Annotated in this window: 25 protein-coding genes; 19 read left to right on the top strand and 6 right to left on the bottom strand. The window is 28.2% G+C overall.

Translation table 11 applies throughout. The features are described from left to right. The 13 genes from rplE to aspS all read left to right on the top strand — a co-directional run bounded on the left by rplE (position 1) and on the right by aspS (position 8893). On the top strand, positions 1-549 hold the full coding sequence (gene rplE, locus AC5LG6_RS05605; protein WP_498585916.1) for a 50S ribosomal protein L5: 549 nt from the start codon (positions 1-3) through the stop codon (positions 547-549). After that, complete coding sequence (locus AC5LG6_RS05610) at positions 549-734, top strand: type Z 30S ribosomal protein S14 (RefSeq protein WP_004510833.1); 186 nt, start codon at positions 549-551, stop codon at positions 732-734. Before rplE ends, AC5LG6_RS05610 begins: the two co-directional genes overlap by 1 nt. Positions 735-746: 12 nt before the next feature. Continuing rightward, positions 747-1145 carry a 30S ribosomal protein S8 gene (rpsH, locus tag AC5LG6_RS05615; protein WP_066154631.1) on the top strand — a complete coding sequence of 133 codons (399 nt, stop codon included), beginning with the start codon at positions 747-749 and terminating at the stop codon, positions 1143-1145. A 9-nt stretch (positions 1146-1154) separates the two neighbouring features. Next, positions 1155-1691, top strand: coding sequence for a 50S ribosomal protein L6 (gene rplF, locus AC5LG6_RS05620; RefSeq protein WP_066154633.1), 537 nt, complete (start codon positions 1155-1157; stop codon positions 1689-1691). Between the two features lie 9 nt (positions 1692-1700). Further along, positions 1701-2060, top strand: coding sequence for a 50S ribosomal protein L18 (rplR, locus tag AC5LG6_RS05625; RefSeq protein ID WP_066154635.1), 360 nt, complete (start codon positions 1701-1703; stop codon positions 2058-2060). Between the two features lie 9 nt (positions 2061-2069). Continuing rightward, positions 2070-2510, top strand: a complete 441-nt coding sequence (gene rpsE, locus AC5LG6_RS05630; protein ID WP_066154638.1) for a 30S ribosomal protein S5 — start codon at positions 2070-2072, stop codon at positions 2508-2510. Positions 2511-2514: 4 nt separating this feature from the next. Beyond that, positions 2515-2913 (top strand): 50S ribosomal protein L15, encoded by a 399-nt coding sequence (rplO, locus tag AC5LG6_RS05635; RefSeq protein ID WP_066154641.1) that lies wholly within the window; start codon positions 2515-2517, stop codon positions 2911-2913. 2 nt (positions 2914-2915) lie between these two features. Further along, on the top strand, positions 2916-4178 hold the full coding sequence (gene secY, locus AC5LG6_RS05640; protein ID WP_498585917.1) for a preprotein translocase subunit SecY: 1263 nt from the start codon (positions 2916-2918) through the stop codon (positions 4176-4178). 1 nt (position 4179) lies between these two features. Further along, entirely contained in the window at positions 4180-4944 is a 765-nt protein-coding gene (gene map, locus AC5LG6_RS05645) for a type I methionyl aminopeptidase (RefSeq protein ID WP_066154646.1), read from the top strand. 9 nt (positions 4945-4953) lie between these two features. Then, positions 4954-5172, top strand: coding sequence for a translation initiation factor IF-1 (gene infA / locus AC5LG6_RS05650; protein ID WP_066154649.1), 219 nt, complete (start codon positions 4954-4956; stop codon positions 5170-5172). A 79-nt stretch (positions 5173-5251) separates the two neighbouring features. Continuing rightward, complete coding sequence (locus AC5LG6_RS05655; protein ID WP_498585918.1) at positions 5252-5917, top strand: uracil-DNA glycosylase; 666 nt, start codon at positions 5252-5254, stop codon at positions 5915-5917. Between the two features lies 1 nt (position 5918). After that, entirely contained in the window at positions 5919-7097 is a 1179-nt protein-coding gene (locus tag AC5LG6_RS05660) for a hypothetical protein (RefSeq protein WP_498585919.1), read from the top strand. A gap of 44 nt (positions 7098-7141) precedes the next feature. Then, a complete protein-coding gene (gene aspS / locus AC5LG6_RS05665; protein WP_498585920.1) occupies positions 7142-8893 on the top strand; it encodes an aspartate--tRNA ligase in 1752 nt (583 codons plus the stop codon). 22 nt (positions 8894-8915) lie between these two features. Here aspS and AC5LG6_RS05670 read toward each other — a convergent pair whose 3' ends face one another. After that, a complete protein-coding gene (locus AC5LG6_RS05670; protein ID WP_498585921.1) occupies positions 8916-9515 on the bottom strand; it encodes a hypothetical protein in 600 nt (199 codons plus the stop codon). A gap of 89 nt (positions 9516-9604) precedes the next feature. Between AC5LG6_RS05670 and AC5LG6_RS05675 the strand changes: the two genes are divergently transcribed. The 6 genes from AC5LG6_RS05675 (at position 9605) to darH (ending at position 15471) form a co-directional block, all read left to right on the top strand. Further along, positions 9605-11359 carry a YgiQ family radical SAM protein gene (locus tag AC5LG6_RS05675; RefSeq protein ID WP_498585922.1) on the top strand — a complete coding sequence of 585 codons (1755 nt, stop codon included), beginning with the start codon at positions 9605-9607 and terminating at the stop codon, positions 11357-11359. 183 nt (positions 11360-11542) lie between these two features. After that, positions 11543-11950, top strand: coding sequence for a hypothetical protein (locus tag AC5LG6_RS05680; RefSeq protein ID WP_066219904.1), 408 nt, complete (start codon positions 11543-11545; stop codon positions 11948-11950). Positions 11951-12007: 57 nt separating this feature from the next. Then, entirely contained in the window at positions 12008-12955 is a 948-nt protein-coding gene (locus tag AC5LG6_RS05685) for a dialkylresorcinol condensing enzyme (protein WP_498585923.1), read from the top strand. Next, the gene (locus tag AC5LG6_RS05690) at positions 12955-14097 is read left to right on the top strand and encodes a beta-ketoacyl-ACP synthase III (RefSeq protein WP_276527780.1); all 1143 of its coding nucleotides are present in this window, start codon (positions 12955-12957) and stop codon (positions 14095-14097) included. The genes AC5LG6_RS05685 and AC5LG6_RS05690 overlap by 1 nt, the downstream gene beginning before the upstream one ends. Next, a complete protein-coding gene (locus tag AC5LG6_RS05695) occupies positions 14097-14492 on the top strand; it encodes a DarG family dialkylresorcinol biosynthesis protein (protein ID WP_434247554.1) in 396 nt (131 codons plus the stop codon). Before AC5LG6_RS05690 ends, AC5LG6_RS05695 begins: the two co-directional genes overlap by 1 nt. Then, on the top strand, positions 14485-15471 hold the full coding sequence (darH, locus tag AC5LG6_RS05700) for a BtrH-related acyltransferase DarH (protein ID WP_498585924.1): 987 nt from the start codon (positions 14485-14487) through the stop codon (positions 15469-15471). The genes AC5LG6_RS05695 and darH overlap by 8 nt, the downstream gene beginning before the upstream one ends. Here the strand turns inward: darH and AC5LG6_RS05705 are convergent. From AC5LG6_RS05705 to AC5LG6_RS05725, 5 genes are read right to left on the bottom strand one after another with little or no spacing between them, the layout of a single operon-like run. Beyond that, positions 15464-16282, bottom strand: coding sequence for a hypothetical protein (locus tag AC5LG6_RS05705; protein WP_498585925.1), 819 nt, complete (start codon positions 16280-16282; stop codon positions 15464-15466). The two genes, darH and AC5LG6_RS05705, sit on opposite strands and share 8 nt — an antisense overlap. Further along, positions 16283-17416, bottom strand: coding sequence for a beta-ketoacyl synthase N-terminal-like domain-containing protein (locus AC5LG6_RS05710; protein ID WP_498585926.1), 1134 nt, complete (start codon positions 17414-17416; stop codon positions 16283-16285). Continuing rightward, the gene (locus AC5LG6_RS05715; protein ID WP_066154680.1) at positions 17409-17663 is read right to left on the bottom strand and encodes an acyl carrier protein; all 255 of its coding nucleotides are present in this window, start codon (positions 17661-17663) and stop codon (positions 17409-17411) included. The genes AC5LG6_RS05710 and AC5LG6_RS05715 overlap by 8 nt, the downstream gene beginning before the upstream one ends. Beyond that, positions 17663-18823: an ABC transporter permease gene (locus tag AC5LG6_RS05720; RefSeq protein WP_120987261.1), complete on the bottom strand. Its 1161-nt coding sequence runs from the start codon at positions 18821-18823 to the stop codon at positions 17663-17665. Before AC5LG6_RS05720 ends, AC5LG6_RS05715 begins: the two co-directional genes overlap by 1 nt. Beyond that, positions 18823-19554, bottom strand: coding sequence for an ABC transporter ATP-binding protein (locus tag AC5LG6_RS05725; protein ID WP_260892854.1), 732 nt, complete (start codon positions 19552-19554; stop codon positions 18823-18825). Before AC5LG6_RS05725 ends, AC5LG6_RS05720 begins: the two co-directional genes overlap by 1 nt.

Below are 19554 nucleotides of genomic sequence, written 5' to 3' on the forward strand. Positions count from 1 at the left end.
ATGGCATCAAGATTATTAGAAAGATATAAAGCTGAAATCAAGCCAGTTCTTGAAGCAGAGTTTCCAAAAAATAAAACTTTAACAGCTAAAGTTGATAAAGTTGTTATCTCTGTTGGTGCTGGTGAAGCTATGAAAGATACTAAATTAATCCAAAATATGCAAGATACAATCTCTTTAATTGCTGGTCAAAGAGCAGTTAAAGTTATTGCTAAAAAATCTGTAGCTGGATTTAAAGTAAGAGAAGGAATGCCTGTTGGTATTAAAGTTACTTTAAGAGGTGAGCAAATGTATCACTTTTTAGATAAATTATGTAACATTGCATTACCAAGAGTAAAAGACTTTAGAGGTCTAAACAAGAATGGATTTGATGGAAGAGGAAACTTTAACTTCGGACTTGATGAGCAATTGATGTTCCCAGAAGTAGTTTATGATAACATCATTAAAACACACGGAATGAATATTTCAATCGCAACTACTGCAACAAGTGATGCTGAGTCATATAGATTGTTAGAGTTAATTGGAATTCCATTTACAAAAGGAAGAGCGTAATGGCAAAGAAATCTATGATCGCTAAACAACAAAGAACACCTAAGTTTGCTGTAAGAGCATACACAAGATGTTCTGTTTGTGGAAGACCTCACTCAGTTTATAGAGATTTTGGTCTATGTAGAGTTTGTTTAAGAAAAATGGCTAACGAAGGTTTATTACCTGGTGTTAGAAAAGCTAGTTGGTAGGAGAAAAAAGCTATGATGAATGATTTAATCGCAGATGCTTTAACTAGAATTAGAAATGCTGCAATGAGAAGATTAGAAGTTGCAACATTATTACACTCAAACACAGTTGTTGGAGTAATGAATGTACTTTTACAAAAAGAGTATATCGCTGGATTCAAAGTTATTGACGGACAAAATAATAAAAAAACAATTCAAGTTGAATTGAAGTATGATGATAAAGAGAAATCAGCAATTAACGAAATTGTAAGAGTTTCAAAACCAGGAAGAAGAGTTTATAAACCAGCTTCTGAAATTAAAAATTTCAAAAACGGATACGGTACTATTATTCTTTCAACTAACAAAGGTATTATTGCAAATGATGAAGCATTTGCTGCTAATGTTGGTGGAGAAGTACTTTGTACTGTTTGGTAGGAGAGTGTAATGTCTAGAATTGGAAAAAAACCTATCACAATTCCTGCTGGAATTGAAGTAACAGTAAATGGAACACTAATTAGTGTTAAAAAAGGAAACAATGTTTCTACAGTCGAGACTCATGGAAGAGTTGGAATTGAAGTTGCAGATGGTCAAGTTGTTTTAACAAAAAATGGAGAAACAAAAGAAGCTGCAGCATTTTGGGGAACTTACAGAGCATTAACAGCAAACGCAGTTAATGGTTTACATGAAGGTTTCACAAAAACTTTAGAAATCAATGGAGTTGGATATAAAGCAGCTGTAAAAGGTGATGTTTTAGAGTTAATCTTAGGTTATTCTCATCCAATTAATTTTGAAATCCAAAAAGGATTAGATATCTCTGTTGAGAAAAACATTATTACAGTTAAAGGTGCAGATAAACAACAAGTTGGGCAAGCTGCTGCTATTATTCGAGGCTTTAGAAAACCAGAACCATACAAAGGTAAAGGTGTTAAGTATTCTGATGAGAAAATCATTAGAAAAGCCGGAAAAACTGCTAAGAAATAAGGTGTAACTATGAGTAGAGAAAAAGATTTAGCAAAAAAAATTGCTTTAAGAATAAAAAGAAAAAAAAGAGTTAGAGCTAATATTTCTGGTACAGCTGAAAAACCAAGAGTATCGATTTTTAAATCTAACAAATACATTAGTGCACAAGCTATCAACGATGTTGAAGGTAGAACTTTAGCAGCAGTTAGCTCACAAACTATGGGTTTAGGTGGAAATAAAGAGGGTGCTGTAAAAGTTGCAGCTGAGTTTGCTTCTAAATTAAAAGCAGCTGGTATTGAAACAGTTGTTTATGATAGAAACGGGTATCTTTATCATGGTGTTGTTGCAGCATTTGCTGACGCATTAAGAGAAAATGGTATTAAATTATAAGGATTAATGATGGCAGTAAATAGAGAAGATTTTCAAGAAGCAATCGTTAAAATCGGAAGAGTAACAAAAGTTGTAAAAGGTGGAAGAAGATTCAGATTTACAGCTTTAGTTGTTGTTGGAGATAAAAACGGTACAGTAGGTTTTGGAACAGGAAAAGCAAAAGAAGTTCCAGATGCTATTAAAAAAGCTTTAGATGATGCATTCAAAAGCTTAGTGACAGTTTCTATAAAAGGAACTACAATTGCACATGATATTGAACACAAATATAATGCAAGTAAAATTTTATTAAGACCAGCTTCAGAAGGAACTGGACTAATCGCTGGAGGAGCTGCAAGACCTGTTCTTGAGCTTTCTGGAGTTAAAGATATTATTGCAAAATCTTTAGGTTCAAATAATCCAAATAACCTTGTACAAGCTACAGTTGAAGCTTTAGCAAGAATAAAAGGATAAGAATATGATATTAGAAAATTTAAAACCAGCTTGCGGAAGCACAAAAGCTCCTAAAAGAAAAGGTAGAGGTCAAGGAAGCGGTAACGGTAAAACTGCTGGAAAAGGTAATAAAGGTCAAAAAGCTAGATCTGGATACAATGTAAAAAGAGGTTTTGAAGGTGGACAACAACCACTAGCAAGAAGACTTCCTAAAGTTGGATTTGTATCAAGAGTAGTTAAACCATATACAATTAATGTTGAAAAAGTAACTGCAATTGCTGAATTACCAGAAATTACAGTTGAATCAATTAGATCTGTATATAAATTATCAAAAACTGTTGTAAAAGTAAAACTTATTGGTGCAACAGCTAAAAATTTAAGTGCTAAGATTAAAGACGAAAACGTTACAACTACTGGAAAATAATTATGAGTAAAGATCTAGTAAATAAGATTCTTATTACATTAGGCTTTATTTTTCTTTACAGACTACTGGCATATGTGCCAGTACCTGGAGTTAATATTGATGTAGTTAAAGAGTTCTTTGATTCAAATGCAAACAATGCATTAGGTCTTGTAAATATGTTTAGTGGAAATGCAGTTGAAAGACTAAGTATTATCTCACTAGGAATTATGCCTTACATTACAGCTTCAATTATTATGGAGCTTCTAGCAGCAACTTTCCCAGCACTTGGTAAAATGAAAAAAGAGAGAGATGGGATGCAAAAATATATGCAAATCATCAGATATACAACTATTGTTATTACATTGATTCAATCAATTGGAGTATCTATTGGTCTTAATTCATTAACTGGACAAAATGGGCAAGCAGCAATTTCTATTGATATGAATACATTTATTGCAGTTTCAGCTATTTCAATGCTTACAGGAACAATGCTTTTAATGTGGATAGGTGAGCAAATAACTCAAAGAGGTATAGGAAATGGTATTTCACTGATTATCTTTGCAGGTATCGTTTCAGCAATTCCTAGTGCTATTGGTGGAACTATTGATTTAGTAAATAATGGTCAAATGTACTTCTTAACTGTAATTGGTATTTTACTAGTTATTTTTGCAACGGTTGGAGCTATTATTTATGTTGAGTTGGGAGAGAGAAGAGTTCCTGTTTCATACTCAAGAAAAGTAATTATGCAAAACCAAAGTAAAAGAGTTATGAACTACATTCCAATTAAAGTAAATTTAAGTGGAGTTATTCCTGCTATTTTTGCAAGTGCTATTTTGATGTTTCCAGCAACAGTTTTACAAGGAAGTCAAAATAAATATTTAGTGATGATAGCTGATTATATGAATCCTAGTTCATATACATTTAACTTATTTATGTTTTTATTTGTAGTTTTCTTTGCATTTTTTTATGCATCAATTACATTTAATGCAAAAGATATAAGTGAAAACTTAAAAAGACAAGGTGGATTTATACCTGGTGTTAGACCAGGAGCTAGTACAGCCGAGTTTTTAAATACAGTTGCTAGTAGATTAACTTTCTGGGGAGCTATTTATATGGGATTAATCTCTACACTTCCTTGGTTAATTGTAAAAGCAATGGGTGTTCCTTTTTATTTTGGAGGGGTTTCAGTTTTAATTGTAGTTCAAGTTGCTATTGATACTATGAGAAAAATAGAGGCTCAACAATATTCAAATAAATATCAAACTTTAAGTGCAGTTGGACTATAAAATGTCTATTGCGCTTAGAAAACCTGAAGAGATTGAAAAACTTTTTGTTGCAAATCAAGCTGTTGCAAAAACACTAAAATATCTAGAAGAGAATGTAAAAGCTGGAATGACTTTAAAAGAAGTTGATGCTATGGGCGAAAAATTTATTTTAAGCCTAGGAGCTAGACCTGCTTTTAAAGGTTTATATGGATTTCCAAATGCTGTTTGTACATCACTAAATGAAGTTATAATTCATGGAATTCCAAGCGATACAGTTTTAAAAGATGGTGATATTTTAGGTCTTGATATAGGAACTGAAGTTGACGGTTGGTATGGTGATAGTGCTATTACAATGCCAATTGGAGATATCTCTAAAAAAGATGAAGAGCTGATAGCTTGTGCAAAAGATGCTTTGTATTATGCTATTGACATAATTGAAGATGGTATGAGATTTAAAGAGTTATCAAAAGCTATTGAAGATTTTATTACTTCAAGAGGTTATCAGCCATTAGTTAGATTTTGTGGACATGGAATTGGAAGAAAACCACATGAAGAACCTGAAATTCCAAACTACTTAGAACATGGTGGTACAAAATCTGGACCAAAAATAAAAAATGGAATGGTGTTTTGTATAGAACCCATGATATGTCAAAAAGATAGAAACCCTGTTATTCTTAAAAATGGTTGGGATGTTGTTTCAGCCGATGGTTTAAGAGGGAGTCATTATGAGCATACGGTTGCTGTAGTTGATGGACGAGCAGTTATTTTAAGTAATAGAGAAAATTAAGGGGCTAATGTGGCAAAAGATGATGTAATTGTTGTTGATGGAAAAGTAGTTGAAGCTTTACCAAATGCAATGTTTAGAGTTCAGTTGGAAAATGGTCATGTTGTATTGTGTCATATCTCTGGAAAAATGAGAATGCACTATATAAAAATATTACCAAATGATACTGTAACAGTTGAGATAACACCTTATTCACTTGATAAGGGAAGAATTGTTCATAGAAAAAAATAGTTATTAAATAGAGAAGTTTCTCTATTTAATAAATCTTCTTAAAAATTGATACTAAAGCATATTTTTTGTAAAATGAAGTATGACAAATAAAGTTAAGAATCAAGTTTTAAAATACCTTTATAATCAAAAACTTTTTGGAATTAAATATCATAGTGACTTAAATATAAACTTTTATAGTAGTTGTGATTTTGCATTGCCAAACAGTTTAGAAGAGCTTAAAAAATCAGTTACAAACTGCTATTTGTGTGATTTGTCAAAAACAAGAAAACATACACTTTTTGGATATGGAAGTCAGAATTCAAAAATTATGTTTATTTGCGATGAGCCATCAAAAAGTGAAGATGATTTGGGTTCTTTTTTTGTTGGAAATTCTGGTGATATGTTAGCAAAAATGATTGAAGGTAGTTTAAAAATAAAAAAAGATGAAGTTTACACTACAAACTTAGTAAAATGTAGAGGAACAAAAGAGGCAAGTTTTCAAAATTTTGAGAGTTGTAATTGTTATTTGTTAAAGCAAATTGAGGTTATAAAACCAAAAATTATTGTTGCTGTAGGAGAGAGAGTTCATGACTATTTGTTAAAAAGTAGTGGTGAATTTTTAAAAAATAGAGGAAAAGTTTTAAGCTTTAATTCTGCTATTTTAGTACCAATCTTTTCTCCTCTTTATTTACTAAAAAATCCATCTTTGAAAAAAGATACTTATCTTGATATGTTAAAAATCAAAAATCTATATGAGGAGAGTTAAATTGAAGCATCTACTTATTTTAATTTTTATGGCTTTTTTAGTGGCGGGTTGTACACAAAAAGTTGTAAAGCTAAAAATGCCAAATCAGAATGTTCCAGTAAAAAAAGTTGAGGAAGATAAAAAAACAGTTGTTGAAGAGTTTATCTCAAACGATAGTGTAATTCAAGAAGAGATTATAAACAACAATGGTTCTAAAAATGAGATAACACAAGAAGAGAATAGTGAAGTTTTAGCATCTAGTGAACCTGAAATAAAATTTGATAGCACAAAGGCAAATCTTAAGATTGCCTTTGTTTATCCATCCTCTTTAGTATCTAAATATGCAAAAAATTCTATAAATACAGTTGCTGGGTATTTGACATTTTTAAATGCAAATTATGATTTAGTTGTAATTGATAGTCAAAATGAGAGTGCTGATAGTATAAATAATGCATTTAATAAAGTTAAAGAAGAGGGAATTACAAAAGTAATTGCACTTTATACTCCAAACGCAATAAATAATTTAAATACAACGCCACTAAATGATATTATGGTTTATCTTCCACTAATTGAAAAAAAAGATAGTTTATCTCAAAACGATAATTTAATTTTTGGTTCTATCTCTTATGAAGATCAACTTAAAAAATTAAGTTATTACTCTGATGGTCCAAATGTACTTTTTTATCAAAATACATATTTGGGAAATAAGTTAAAAAATAGTTATGAAAATGTTGTTAGTTATACAACAGCAAGAAAAGAGATAAAAAATGGTGAAACAAACTTTAAAAATATTGTTGTAGATTCAAGATTAAGAAATAGCTCAATATTTTTAAATGTAGATATAGTAAAAAGTTCACTAATAATGTCTCAACTAAGAGCAAATGATATTTATCCAAAGTTTATATTTTCTACTCAAATAAATTTTGATCCTATGTTAATGACGCTAACTCAAGATAAAGATAGAGAAAAAATGGTTCTTGCAAACTCTATTGAAAAAATTGATAACAAATTAAGAGATGAGATTTTAAATTTTGGTGGAAATATAAATTTTGAATGGGTTGATTACTCAACTTTGGTTGGTGCAAACTATTTAGTAAATGGAAACAATAATTTAATACCAACTAAAATAGTAGAAAATCAAGCTGTTTATACTCCAAGACTATTTAAAAGTACAGAGTATGGATTTGTTGAGATTAAGTAAAATTTGGATAAAATCACCCCTTATTTAGAAAATGGAGTTTAATTTTGAGAACACATTATAATACAAGTGTAAAAGAGAATTTAATAGGTCAAAAAGTTACTGTTGCTGGTTGGGTTAATAGCAGACGAGATCACGGTGGAATTATTTTTATAGATTTAAGAGATAAAAGTGGTTTAGTTCAGCTTGTTGCTGATCCACAAGATTGTAAAGATGCTTTAGTTGTTGCTGAAACTGTAAGAGATGAGTATGTTTTAATTGCAACTGGAACTGTACGAGCTAGAGGTGAAGGGTTAGAAAATCCAAACTTAGAGACTGGAAAAATTGAGATTATTTTAGAGAATCTTATTATTGAAAATAGATCTAAAGCTATGCCTTTTGATATAAATGATGAGAAAGTAAATGATGAGATAAAACTAAGAAATAGATTTTTAGAGCTTAGAAGCAAAAAATCTTTTGATATTTTCCAACTAAGAAGTAAAGCTACTATTCAAGCTAGAAATACACTTGATGAGTTAGGATTTTTAGATGTAGAAACTCCAATTTTAACAAAATCAACTCCAGAAGGAGCAAGAGATTATTTAGTTCCATCAAGAGTTCATGCAGGTGAGTTTTATGCACTTCCTCAATCTCCTCAACTATTTAAACAACTTTTAATGGTTGCTGGATTTGATAGATATTTCCAAATTGCAAAATGTTTTAGAGATGAAGATTTAAGAGCAGATAGACAACCAGAATTTACACAAATAGATGTTGAGATGAGTTTCTGTACTCAAGAGAATGTTATAGCTGTTGCTGAGAAATTAATCTATGATATATTTACAAAATGTGGTAAAACTATTCCAGAAACTTTTAGAAGAATGAAATATAGTGAAGCTATGGAGAGTTATGGAAGTGATAAACCTGATTTAAGATTTGATATGCCTTTAATTGATGTTATTGATATTTTTGAAAAATCAACAAACGAAATTTTTACAGATATTGCAAAAGATAAGAAAAATAATAGAATCAAAGCATTAAGATGTCCAAATGGAGATAATATCTTCTCAAAAAGACAAATGAAAAGCTTTGAAGATTATGTAAGAAAATTTGGAGCAAAAGGTCTTGGATATTTCCAAATGAAAGAAGATGGACTTAAAGGTCCACTTACAAAATTCTTTAGTGAAGCTGATTTAGAAGAGATTGTAAAAGTTACAAATCTTGAAGTTGGAGATGTAGTATTCTTTGGAGCAGGGGATAAAAAAACTGTTTGGGATTATATGGGAAGATTTAGACTATTCTTAGCTAATGAGATGAATATTATTCCAGCAGATACATATGAGTTTTTATGGGTTGTAGATTTCCCTATGTTTGAAGTTGAAGATGGAAGAACAAAAGCACTTCACCATCCATTTACAATGCCAAAAGATTTAAACAAAGAAGATTTAGAAGAGATTGAATCAATCGCTTATGATATTGTTTTAAATGGAACAGAGCTTGGTGGTGGAAGTATAAGAATTCACAAAGAAGAGATTCAAAGTAAAGTATTTGAACTTATGGGAATTAGCCAAGAAGAGGCAAAAGAGAAGTTTGGATTCTTACTTGATGCACTACAATATGGAGCACCATCTCATGGAGGATTTGCATTAGGTCTTGATAGAATGATAATGTTACTTGCTGGAACTGATTCTATTAGAGATGTTATAGCATTCCCTAAAACTCAAAAAGCTCAATGTCTATTAACTCAAGCTCCATCAAGCGTTGATGAAGCTCAATTAAAAGAGTTACATATTCGTGTAAGAAAAAGTGTAGATAGCTAAGATTAGCTATCTACTAACTGATTTAGTCAACTACCTCTAAAATAAGAAATATAGGAATAAACACCATCATAGCACCAAAATTTCCTAACTTCGTTAATTCTGTTCTATCTGTATCTACAAACCTTTCTTTTTTAACTTTTATTTTGAATTCTTTATCTAGTTTTGGTACAGATTTATTTAATTCTTCATTTGGTAAATATAGTTTACCTTCCATATACATATTTATAAAAAGATATTTTTCCATACCTTCTATTTTGGGTTTATAAGCACCATTTTTTTTAGCCCAAGATAGAAGCTCTTTTGATGAATTTTCTTCATCAATAATAACTTTAAAACCTGCAACTACATTTTTCTCATCAGATAGTATAGTATAACCTCCATTTTCTATATCAAACTTATAAGCTTCATTAAGATTTTGGATTAGATATTCAAGCGTTTTATCAGGCTTAAAAACATAACTATACTTTTCTCCTAAAATAATAAAAGATTTATCATCTTCTTTCATAGCAAATGCAACTATTTTTTCATCAAAAACTTCATAGTATTCTCTTCCTTTTGCTTTTTGATAACACCCACTAAAAAATAACATAAAAGCCATAGTTAAAGCTAACAATTTTTTCATCTTCTTAATCCCCCTAGTAAAATTTACTAAAATAGTATCATAAAACATATTTAGCTATTATATTAATAAATATAGATAAAAGAAGAATTATGAATAAACAAAATAGATTTTTACCAACAACAAAAGATGAGATGAAACAGCGAGGTTGGGATGAACTAGATGTTGTTTTAATAACAGGAGATGCCTATATAGACTCTCCTTTTATGGGTATTGCTGTTGTTGGAAGAATCCTTGAAGATATTGGTTTAAGAGTTGGAATTATTGGGCAACCAGATATTAATAGTGATGTTGATGTAAAACGACTAGGGGAGCCAAAACTTTTTTGGGGAGTTAGTGGTGGAAGTATTGATTCAATGGTTTCAAACTATACTGCTACAAAAAAGTTTAGAAATGATGATGATTATACTGCTGGTGGAAAAAATAATAAGCGACCAGATAGGGCAACTTTAGTATATACAAATCTCATAAGAAGATATTTTAAAAATACAGCGCCTATTGTTTTGGGAGGAATAGAAGCAAGTCTTAGACGACTTACGCACTATGATTATTGGTCAAACACTCTTAGAAAACCTATCTTATTTGATTCAAAAGCTGATTATATGATTTATGGAATGGGTGAACAAGCAATAATAGATTTAGGACTTTATTTAAAAGAGGGTAAAGATGTAAGAACTATTGCAGGACTATGTTATATATCAAAAGAGCCCGTAAAAGAGTATTTACAAATACCTTCACACAAAGAGTGTTTAGAGAATAAAGAGAAATATATTGATCTATTTAGAGCTTTTTATGATAATAACGACCCAATGTATTCAAAAGGTCTTTGCCAAGAAGTAGATGGCAGATTTCTAATACAAAATCCACCAAGTAGGTATTTAGAAGAAAATGAGATGGATAAAATTGCCTCATTTCCATATCAAAGAGATTTACATCCATATCATGCAAAAGATGGAAAAGTAAAGGCATTAGAGACTATAAAATTCTCAATTATGACTCATCATGGATGTTGGGGAGAGTGTAACTATTGTGCGATTGCAGCCCATCAAGGAAGAACAATAAGAACAAGAAGTGAAGAAAATATTTTAAGTGAAGCAAAACATTTTACAACACTAAAAGATTTTAAAGGAATAATCTCTGATGTTGGAGGACCAACTGCAAATATGTATGGTTATGAGTGCAAAAAGAAGATGAATCTGGGAACTTGTATAGATAATAAAAGATGTGTGGATGCTCATAGACTATGTCGTACAATGAAAGTAGATCATAGCAGAAACATAAAACTTCTAAAAGATATAAGAGCTATTCCAAAAGTTAAAAAAGCATTTATAGCTTCAGGTATTAGATACGATTTTATAGATGCTGATAAAAATCATGGAAAAGAGTATTTAAAAGAGATAATTGACCATCATATATCAGGTCAAATGAAAATTGCTCCTGAACATACAAGTGATGAAGTGCTTCATCATATGGGAAAACCAGGTAAACAATCACTTATTGAGTTTAAAAAGATGTTTGATGATTTAAATAAAGAGAGTGGTAAAAAACAGTTTTTAACATATTATCTAATAGCTGCTCATCCAGGGTGTAAAGAGAGCCATATGCATGAGCTTAAACAGTTTACAACTCATGAGTTAAAGATAAATCCAGAACAAGCACAAGTTTTCACTCCAACACCTGGAACTTACTCAGCTGTTATGTACTATACAGAGTTAGACCCTTTTACAAAAAAGAAGATATTTGTTGAAAAAGATACATTAAGAAAAGAGAGACAAAAAGAGATAGTAGTTGCAAAAAAAAGTTTTTGTAAAACAAAGCAAAACTCTACTTCTGGAATGCAAGGTTAAAACTAAATTAGAGTTATAGTTTTATAGATTTTTAAAATTAGTCTGAATTTCTTTAAAAAATGATTATTTAAAGAACTATTTTTCTTAAGAGTGATAATCTATAGATTATTTACACAAAAATAATAATAAATTTAAAGAAAATTTGATATTATTAAAACCTAATTTTACAAAAAAGGGGAAAATATGACTAATATTTTTAAAATATTGTTGATAGGTCTTGTGGGCATTTTTATTCTTACAGGTTGTAGAACTGGAGCAACTGTATATAATGTTCCTACAAGTGACATAAGTGTTAAAAAAGGTACAACTGACGATCAAGTTTTTAAAGCTATAAGAACAGCTGGTTCTCAATTAGGTTGGATAATAACAAAAGTTAAGCCAGGGCTTGCTGAGGGACAGTTGAATTTAAGAGGGCATTCGGCTACTGTTGAAATTCCATATAACAGAACTTCTTATGCTATTAACTATAAAAATAGTAGTAGTGGTTTAAAATATGATGCAGCTAAACAGACTATTCACCCTAACTATAATGGTTGGGTACAAAATCTAAATAATGCTATTAGAGTTCAACTAAATAATTTAGAAGACTAACAAAATTAAAAAAGAGCTAATAGCTCTTTTTTAAAATAATTTATAAAAAGTAATAACTTGAATCAAAAAAAAATCTTAGTGCTATCATATTCGCAAACTGGACAATTAAATAGTTTAGTTGAGAATTTTACAAAACCTTTTTTAGGAAATGAAAATTTTCAGTTAATATTTAAAAATATAAAACCTAAAAATAAATATCCTTTTCCATGGGATTTTATGACTTTTATGGATACTTTTCCTGAGTCTGTATATATGGTTCCTTGTGAATTACAAGATATAGAAGATGATGAAGATGACTTTGATTTAATCATTTTAGCTTATACAGTTTGGTTTTTATCTCCATCTATTCCTATAAGTAGTTTTTTAAAAAGCTCGTATGCTAAGAAGAAATTTAAAGATAAACCAGTTATTACATTAATTGCTTGTAGAAATATGTGGATAATGGCTCAAGAAAAAGTAAAAGTTCTTTTAAAAGAGTTAGAGGCTACTTTAATTGACAATGTAGTTTTGATTGATAAAGGAAGCTCTTTAGAGACATTTATAACAACTCCTAGATGGATGTTAACAGGAAAAAAAGATAGTTTTTTAGGATTAACAAGTGCTGGAATAGATGAAAAAGATATTATGAAATCTCAAAGATTTGGGAAAGCATTAGTTCAAGCTTTAGAGCAAAATAAAGAAATAGAAAAGAAGAGTCTTTTACAAGGTTTAAAAGCTGTTGAGGTTGATATTAAATTAATTAAAAGTGAAAAAATAGGAAATAAGAGTTTTCTAATTTGGGGAAAATTAATACGAAAAATTGGTAATTTTGGCGATAAAAAAAGAAGAGTAGCTGTAATGATATATTTGGTATTTTTAATTTTAATGATTTTAACTGTAGTGCCTATAAATATGATAGTTCAAACTATATTAAGAAAATTAAACAAGAATAGTGTTTTAAAAGAAAAAGAGTTTTATGAATTACCAAGTGGAAGCAAAGATTTTAGAATGAAGGAGTTTTTATAGTGGTTGATGTTTATATAAATGCAATTGAAAAATTTATGCCAAATGAACCTGTTTTTAATGATGAGATTGAGGATTATTTGGGATATATTGGTGGTAAAAAATCAAAAGCAAAAAATATTGTTTTAAGAAGTAATGGAATTAAAAGAAGATTTTATGTATTAGAAAAGGGTACTCAAAAGCAGCTTTTTACAAATGCAGAACTTTGTAGTAATGCTATAAAAAAGCTTCAAAATATTAGTTTTTCTCTTGATGATATTGAAGTTCTTGCTTGTGGTACAACTTCTCCTGACCAACTTATGCCAGGACATAGTTTGATGGTTCAAGGTGAGTTAAAATTAAAACCAATAGAGACAATTTCAGCTTCAGGAATATGTCTTAGTGGAGTAAATGCTCTTAAATATATATATTTAGCTATTAAATCAAAAGAGATTTTATGTGGAGTATCTACAGGTTCTGAAGCATCATCTCCAATATTAAGTGCTAGAAATTTTGAGGAAGAGTCAAAATGCCTTGAAGAGTTGGAAACAAATCCAAATATTGCTTTTGAAAAAGATTTTTTAAGATGGATGTTATCAGATGGTGCTGGTGCTATGCTTTTACAGGATAAACCAAATAAAGATAAGATTTCATTAAAAATAGAGTTTATAGATATTTTATCTTATGCTGGAGAAATGCCAGTTTGTATGTATAGTGGATTAGAGATTTTAGAAGATAGTAAAATAAAGTCTTGGAGAGCATTTGATCAAAATGAAGTTATGGAAAAATCACTTTTAAGTGTAAGACAAGATGTAAAACTTTTAAATGAAAATATAGTTGAATATACAGTCGTAAAACCACTTCAAGAGATTATAAAAAAGAGAGATATAAAAGCTAGTGATTATAACTATTTTTTACCTCACTACTCATCTTTATATTTTAGAGATAAACTGTATGAAGGGTTAAAAAAAGTTAATTTTGAAATCCCTTATGAAAAATGGTTTACAAATCTTACAAATTTTGGAAATACAGGAAGTGCATCAATTTATATAATTTTAGAAGAGTTATTTAATAGTGGAAAATTAAAAAAAGGTGAAAAAATTCTATGTTATGTTCCTGAAAGTGGAAGATTTTCTACTGCATTTTTTTCACTTGAAGTTGTATAGTGAATAATTATATTCCTCAAGAAGAGAACTCTACACTAAATGGACAACAAAAAGTTATGTATGCAAAAAATAATAGTGGAGAGTTTAGTAGAGTAAATTATGGAAGTAGTGCTGAGGAGTTTGCAACATTAACAGCTGTAAATGAGTATAAAGTTTTAGAACTAGAGTGCTTAGAAGAGATTAAACAAGGTGTATCTTCTCCTATAAAATATTTTATGTATAAAAATAGAATGGATTTACCAACATTATGTAGTGGTGTAGGAATGTTTAGTTTTAGAGTAAAAAGACATTTAAAAATGAAACATTTTAACAAACTAAATGATGAAATTTTAAAAAAATATTCAAATCTTTTTGATATTAGTCTAAAAGAGCTAAAAGAGTTTAACTATGAATAATAATTTTAAACACTCACAATTTGCACATTGTGAAAGTGGAGTTATATCTTCTATGCTTACAAATTCTGGATTGAAGCTAAGCGAACCTATGGTTTTTGGTCTTACTAGTACTCTTACTTTTGCTTTTTTTCCAATTATAAAAGTAAATAATATGCCACTAATTGCATATAGAGCAATTCCAAAAAATATTATAAATAGTATTGAGAAAGTTTTAGGTGTTAAGATTTTCAAAAAAAGTTTTAAAAATATGCTGGAAGCTAATATAGAATTAGATTTGGCAATAGAAGATGGGAAAATAGTAGGTCTTCAAACTTCTGTTTTTTATCTTCCATATATGCCAGAAAATATGAGATTTCATTTTAATGCACATAATCTTTTGGTTTATGCAAAAGTTGGTAAGAATTATAAAATTTCAGATCCTGTTTTTGAAGATGTTGTAGAGTGTTCACAAAAAGATTTGATAAAAGCTAGATTTGCTAAAGGAGTTTTTGCTCCAAAAGGTTTTATGTATTATGTTTTAAATATTCCAAAGCAGATTGATTTTGATAATATTTTAAAAAAATCTATAAGAAAAAACGCAAAAGCTATGCTTACCCCTTTCCCGTATGCTGGAGTTAAAGGTATGAGAAAACTAGCAAAGTCTATAGAAAAACTTAAAAATAAAGATGAGAGATATATAAAAAACTATTTAACACATATTGTAAGAATGCAAGAAGAGATAGGAACAGGTGGTGGAGGTTTTAGGTATTTGTATTCAGCATTTTTAAAAGAGGCAAAAACTTACAATCTTGATGTTAATAAACTTGAAAAAGCTAGTGAACTGATTTTACTTTCAGGAGATACCCTAAGAGAGTTTGCTTTAAAATGTGTGGAGAGTGCAAAGAAAATAGATAGATTTGAGCCCAAAGAGATATCAGATATTTTAATAAAAGCCTCTAAATACGAAGAAGAGGCTTTTGGGATTTTAAAAACTATTTAGTAAAATAGAATAAGTAAGCTCTTTTTTTATTATCTAAACTAATAAATATTGAGTTTTTAAATTCATCATTTAAAAGATTTATAATATTTGAAGAACTAAAAAAGTTTTGATAAGTTTTAATTAAAGAGTTATCTATATTTAACTCATCTTTAAATTTTGTTGCAAAACTATTTAAAGATATTGCATCATATTTTTTAGCTTTTAAGAAATTATTTAAATCATCTATTGAGTAAAAATATTTTACAAATTCTAATTTTGCTATAGAGTTATTTGAAATATCATCAAAATATATCCATGATGAAATATCATTTGAGATATTTTTTTCAAAAGCATATAAATCTCCTAAATATGGAAGATTTTCTAAAGAACTATCAACTTCTCCTACTAAAAAACTACTATTAACTCTATTTTTATACTCTAAAAATATTGTATATAGAGTTTTTTCAAAAGATAGATAATCTGATGATATAGTGTAGTTATTTCCCATAGTATTTAAAGCTTTACTTATATAAAAACCCATATTATTTGTATTTATATTCAAAAAATCAAAAGGCATAACTGGATTTTCGGATTTTAACTCTTGCAATATTTTGTAAGTTTCTTGAATACAAGCAAAATTTGATGCAGCATATAGACTTAAATCTTTTTTATGTTCTTTATCTTTCAAAGTTTTAATTGCACCATAAATAGCAAGTAGGTTAAGTTTTGATATTTTTCTTACATCAAGAGTCGTAATCTCTTTTAAAAGTGCTTTATAATCTTTTTCACTTTTTGAAGGAGTTTCATGTTTAAAAAAATATTTTATATACATTTAAGACCTTTTATTTGATAAAACAAGTGAAGCATTACTTCCACCAAATCCAACAAAATGAAATAAAATATTTGCACCATTTACAACTTTATCTTCTAAAAGAGGTTTAAAATCTATATTTTCATACCCATTTTTAAAATTTATTGTTTTTGGCAAAGTTCCACTTTTTATACTTTCACATAAAAGAATTATTTCATTTGTACCACAAGAACCCAATGTATGACCAATATATGGTTTTAAAACTACAACATCACAACTATTTTTATGATGCTTAAATAGATTGTTTATTGCATTTACCTCTGAAAGATTTGAATTTTCACTTCCTGTCGCATGAGCTTTTAGGCAAGTTAAATCACTAATTTCTAAATTAGCATTTTGTAAAGCTTGATTTAAACAATTAAAAGTTGCTATTGCATCGGGATTTGAACTAGTTATTGAGTAATTATCAAAACTATTTGAATATGAAACTATTTCAAAATCATCATCTGCTTTTTTATGATTTTCTAAGATTACACAACTACAAGCTTCTCCTAAAATCAAACCATCACTATCTTTATCAAATGGTTTATACTCGCCACTAGAACTAAGTAGCATTAAAGATTCAAATCCCTTATAAGTTGATTGATTAAAAAATTCAAAACCAATTATTATAGCTTTTTGTATATCTTCATTTTTTATCTCATTACTAGCTTTTATAATTGCATTTGCACTAGATGTACAAGCTGTTTGAATAAACACGCAAGGATATTTTGAAGATATAATATTTTCTACAAAGTTTGAAATCTCTTCAAAATTAATAGCGTGAATACTATTTGTTGTTGAAAAACTCTCTTCAATTAAAGAGATATTCATAGATGTTGAACTTAAATAAATATGCAAATTTTCTCTATCTTCTTTTGATAGTTTTGCATCATTTATAGCATCTAAAATAGTTTTTTCTAAAATAGAGAAAAATTTCTCTTTTTGAGTTTTAAAATTTTGTTTTATTTTATAATAGTTTATATCTTCAAAGTTCTCTTTTAGGTACTCTTTATAGTTTTTATTATTAATATTTTTAAGTTTATTTATAGATTCTTTTTTATTATTTCCCAAAGCACAAATTATTGAAGAGCCAGTGATGAAAACTTTATGCATTTTTTCTTAAATACTCTTCCATAGTGTTTATTGATTCCATTATTTTTCTTAATTCCTTGCTATCTGTCGTTTTTAAACCATATTTTTTATGAATTGCCATAGATATTTGTAAAGCATCCATAGAGTCTAGTTCTAAAATAGAATCAGGTCCAAAAAGTGGCTCATCATCTTTTATATCTTCTATTTGACAATCTTTTTCACACTCTTCTATGATTAGTTTTTTTAATTCATATTTTAAATCTGACATTAATTTTTTCCTTTATTTAGTATAAAATTTGCAAAAATGAGGCACATTGTACCAAAAATTACTAAGTATAACAAATATGATTTTATATCACTAAAACTTCCATTATTAACTAAAATTTCTATGAAACTTTCAAGTCCCCAAGACATTGGAGAAAATAGACTTAAATCTTGCATAAATTGTGGCATAACAAATTTAGGAACCATTATTCCAGCAATTGCTGCAAAAATAATATTTATAACCCCTCCAATTGATGTAGCTTCTTCAGTTGTTTTGCTAATATTTGCAATTAAAAGTGCAAAACTAATAGCTGCAAAAGATATGGCAAAAGATATTAGAATAATTAAAAAATAGCTTCCTTCTATTTTTAAAGAGTCACCACCAAATAAAGGAACAATATAAATTCCAATTAAAATCATAAAGATTAGTTGTATTTGATTGATTATAAAATATGGCAAAATTTTCCCTAAAAGCAAAGTATAAAGTGGGATATTTATACTTTTTATTCTTTGAATTGTTCCAAAATTTTTCTCATTTATAAATGTATTTGAAATTGGAATAAGTATAAAAAACATAGAAAAAATTAACCAAGCAGGAACACTTTGTTGTACTGAGTTTATAATAGAGCTATCTTTTTCATTTTTAAAGATATATTGATTTGATATTAAATTATCAAGATTATCAAGATTTTTTGCATCAATTTTTGAATTTATAAAAAAATCTTTTGTTATTGATTTTGAAATATTTTTAACAATCTCATTTTTTAAAATTGTATAAAACTCATATTTGATATTTGGTTTGCTAAATATTTCTATAAAAAAATCTTTGCTATTTTTATTTATCTGATTTTTAAAATCTGAATCAAGTTTAATAGCAAAATCATATTTTAATTCATAAATTAAATCTTTATTTGAAGTGCTATTTTCGATTTTAGCTTCAAAGTAAGGATTTTTATTTAACTCTTCTATTAAAAGATCTATATCTTTACTGTTTTGGCTAATAATTGCAACTTTTAACTTTGATTCAATATTTTGTGAATATGTATTTTTAAGAGCTAAAGACATAATTAAAATAAATATTGATGGCATTAAAAATAGAACTAATAAAGCATGAATATCTCTAAAAATTAGTTTAAACTCTTTTTTTAAAATATAGTAAAACATTAATCTCTTAAACTCTTTTTTGTAATATTTAAAAATAACTCTTCAAGAGTTAAATTGTTGTTTTGTTTTAAATTTTTTATACTATCTTTTAAAACTATATTTTTGTTTTCTAAAATAGCTACTTCTTCACATAAAAATTCAATTTCATCCATATAATGAGATGTATAAAAAATTGTTGTATCACTATTTTTATTTATATCTTTTATTATCTCCAAAATATATCTTCTTGAGTGTGGGTCAATTCCAACTGTTGGTTCATCAAGATATAAAATCTTTGGAGAATTTAAAAGTCCAATAGCAATATTTAGCCTTCTTTTTACACCACCACTAAAAGTTAAAGCTCTTTTATCTATATATTTTTCCAAGGCACAAGCACTTATGGCATTTTCTATTTTATCTTTTAATCTATTTTGTTTTAATCCATATAAAGAACCAAAAAACTCTAAGTTTTCATAAACTGTTAGATTTGGATAAAAAGCATAGGTTTGAGGAACAAAAGATGAAATAGCTTTTATTTTATTTAATTCACTATCTAAATTATAATCATATATAAAAACTTCACCACTATCTTTTTTTATCAAACTATTTAAAATAGATACTAAAGTTGTTTTTCCAGCTCCATTTGGTCCTAAAAGTCCAAAAATAGAGCCACTTTTTATCTCTAAATTTAGATTTTCTAAGATTTTTGTATCTTTATATGATTTGTTTAGATTTTTTATAATAATTGACAT

This window comes from Arcobacter thermotolerans, from assembly GCF_983172305.1.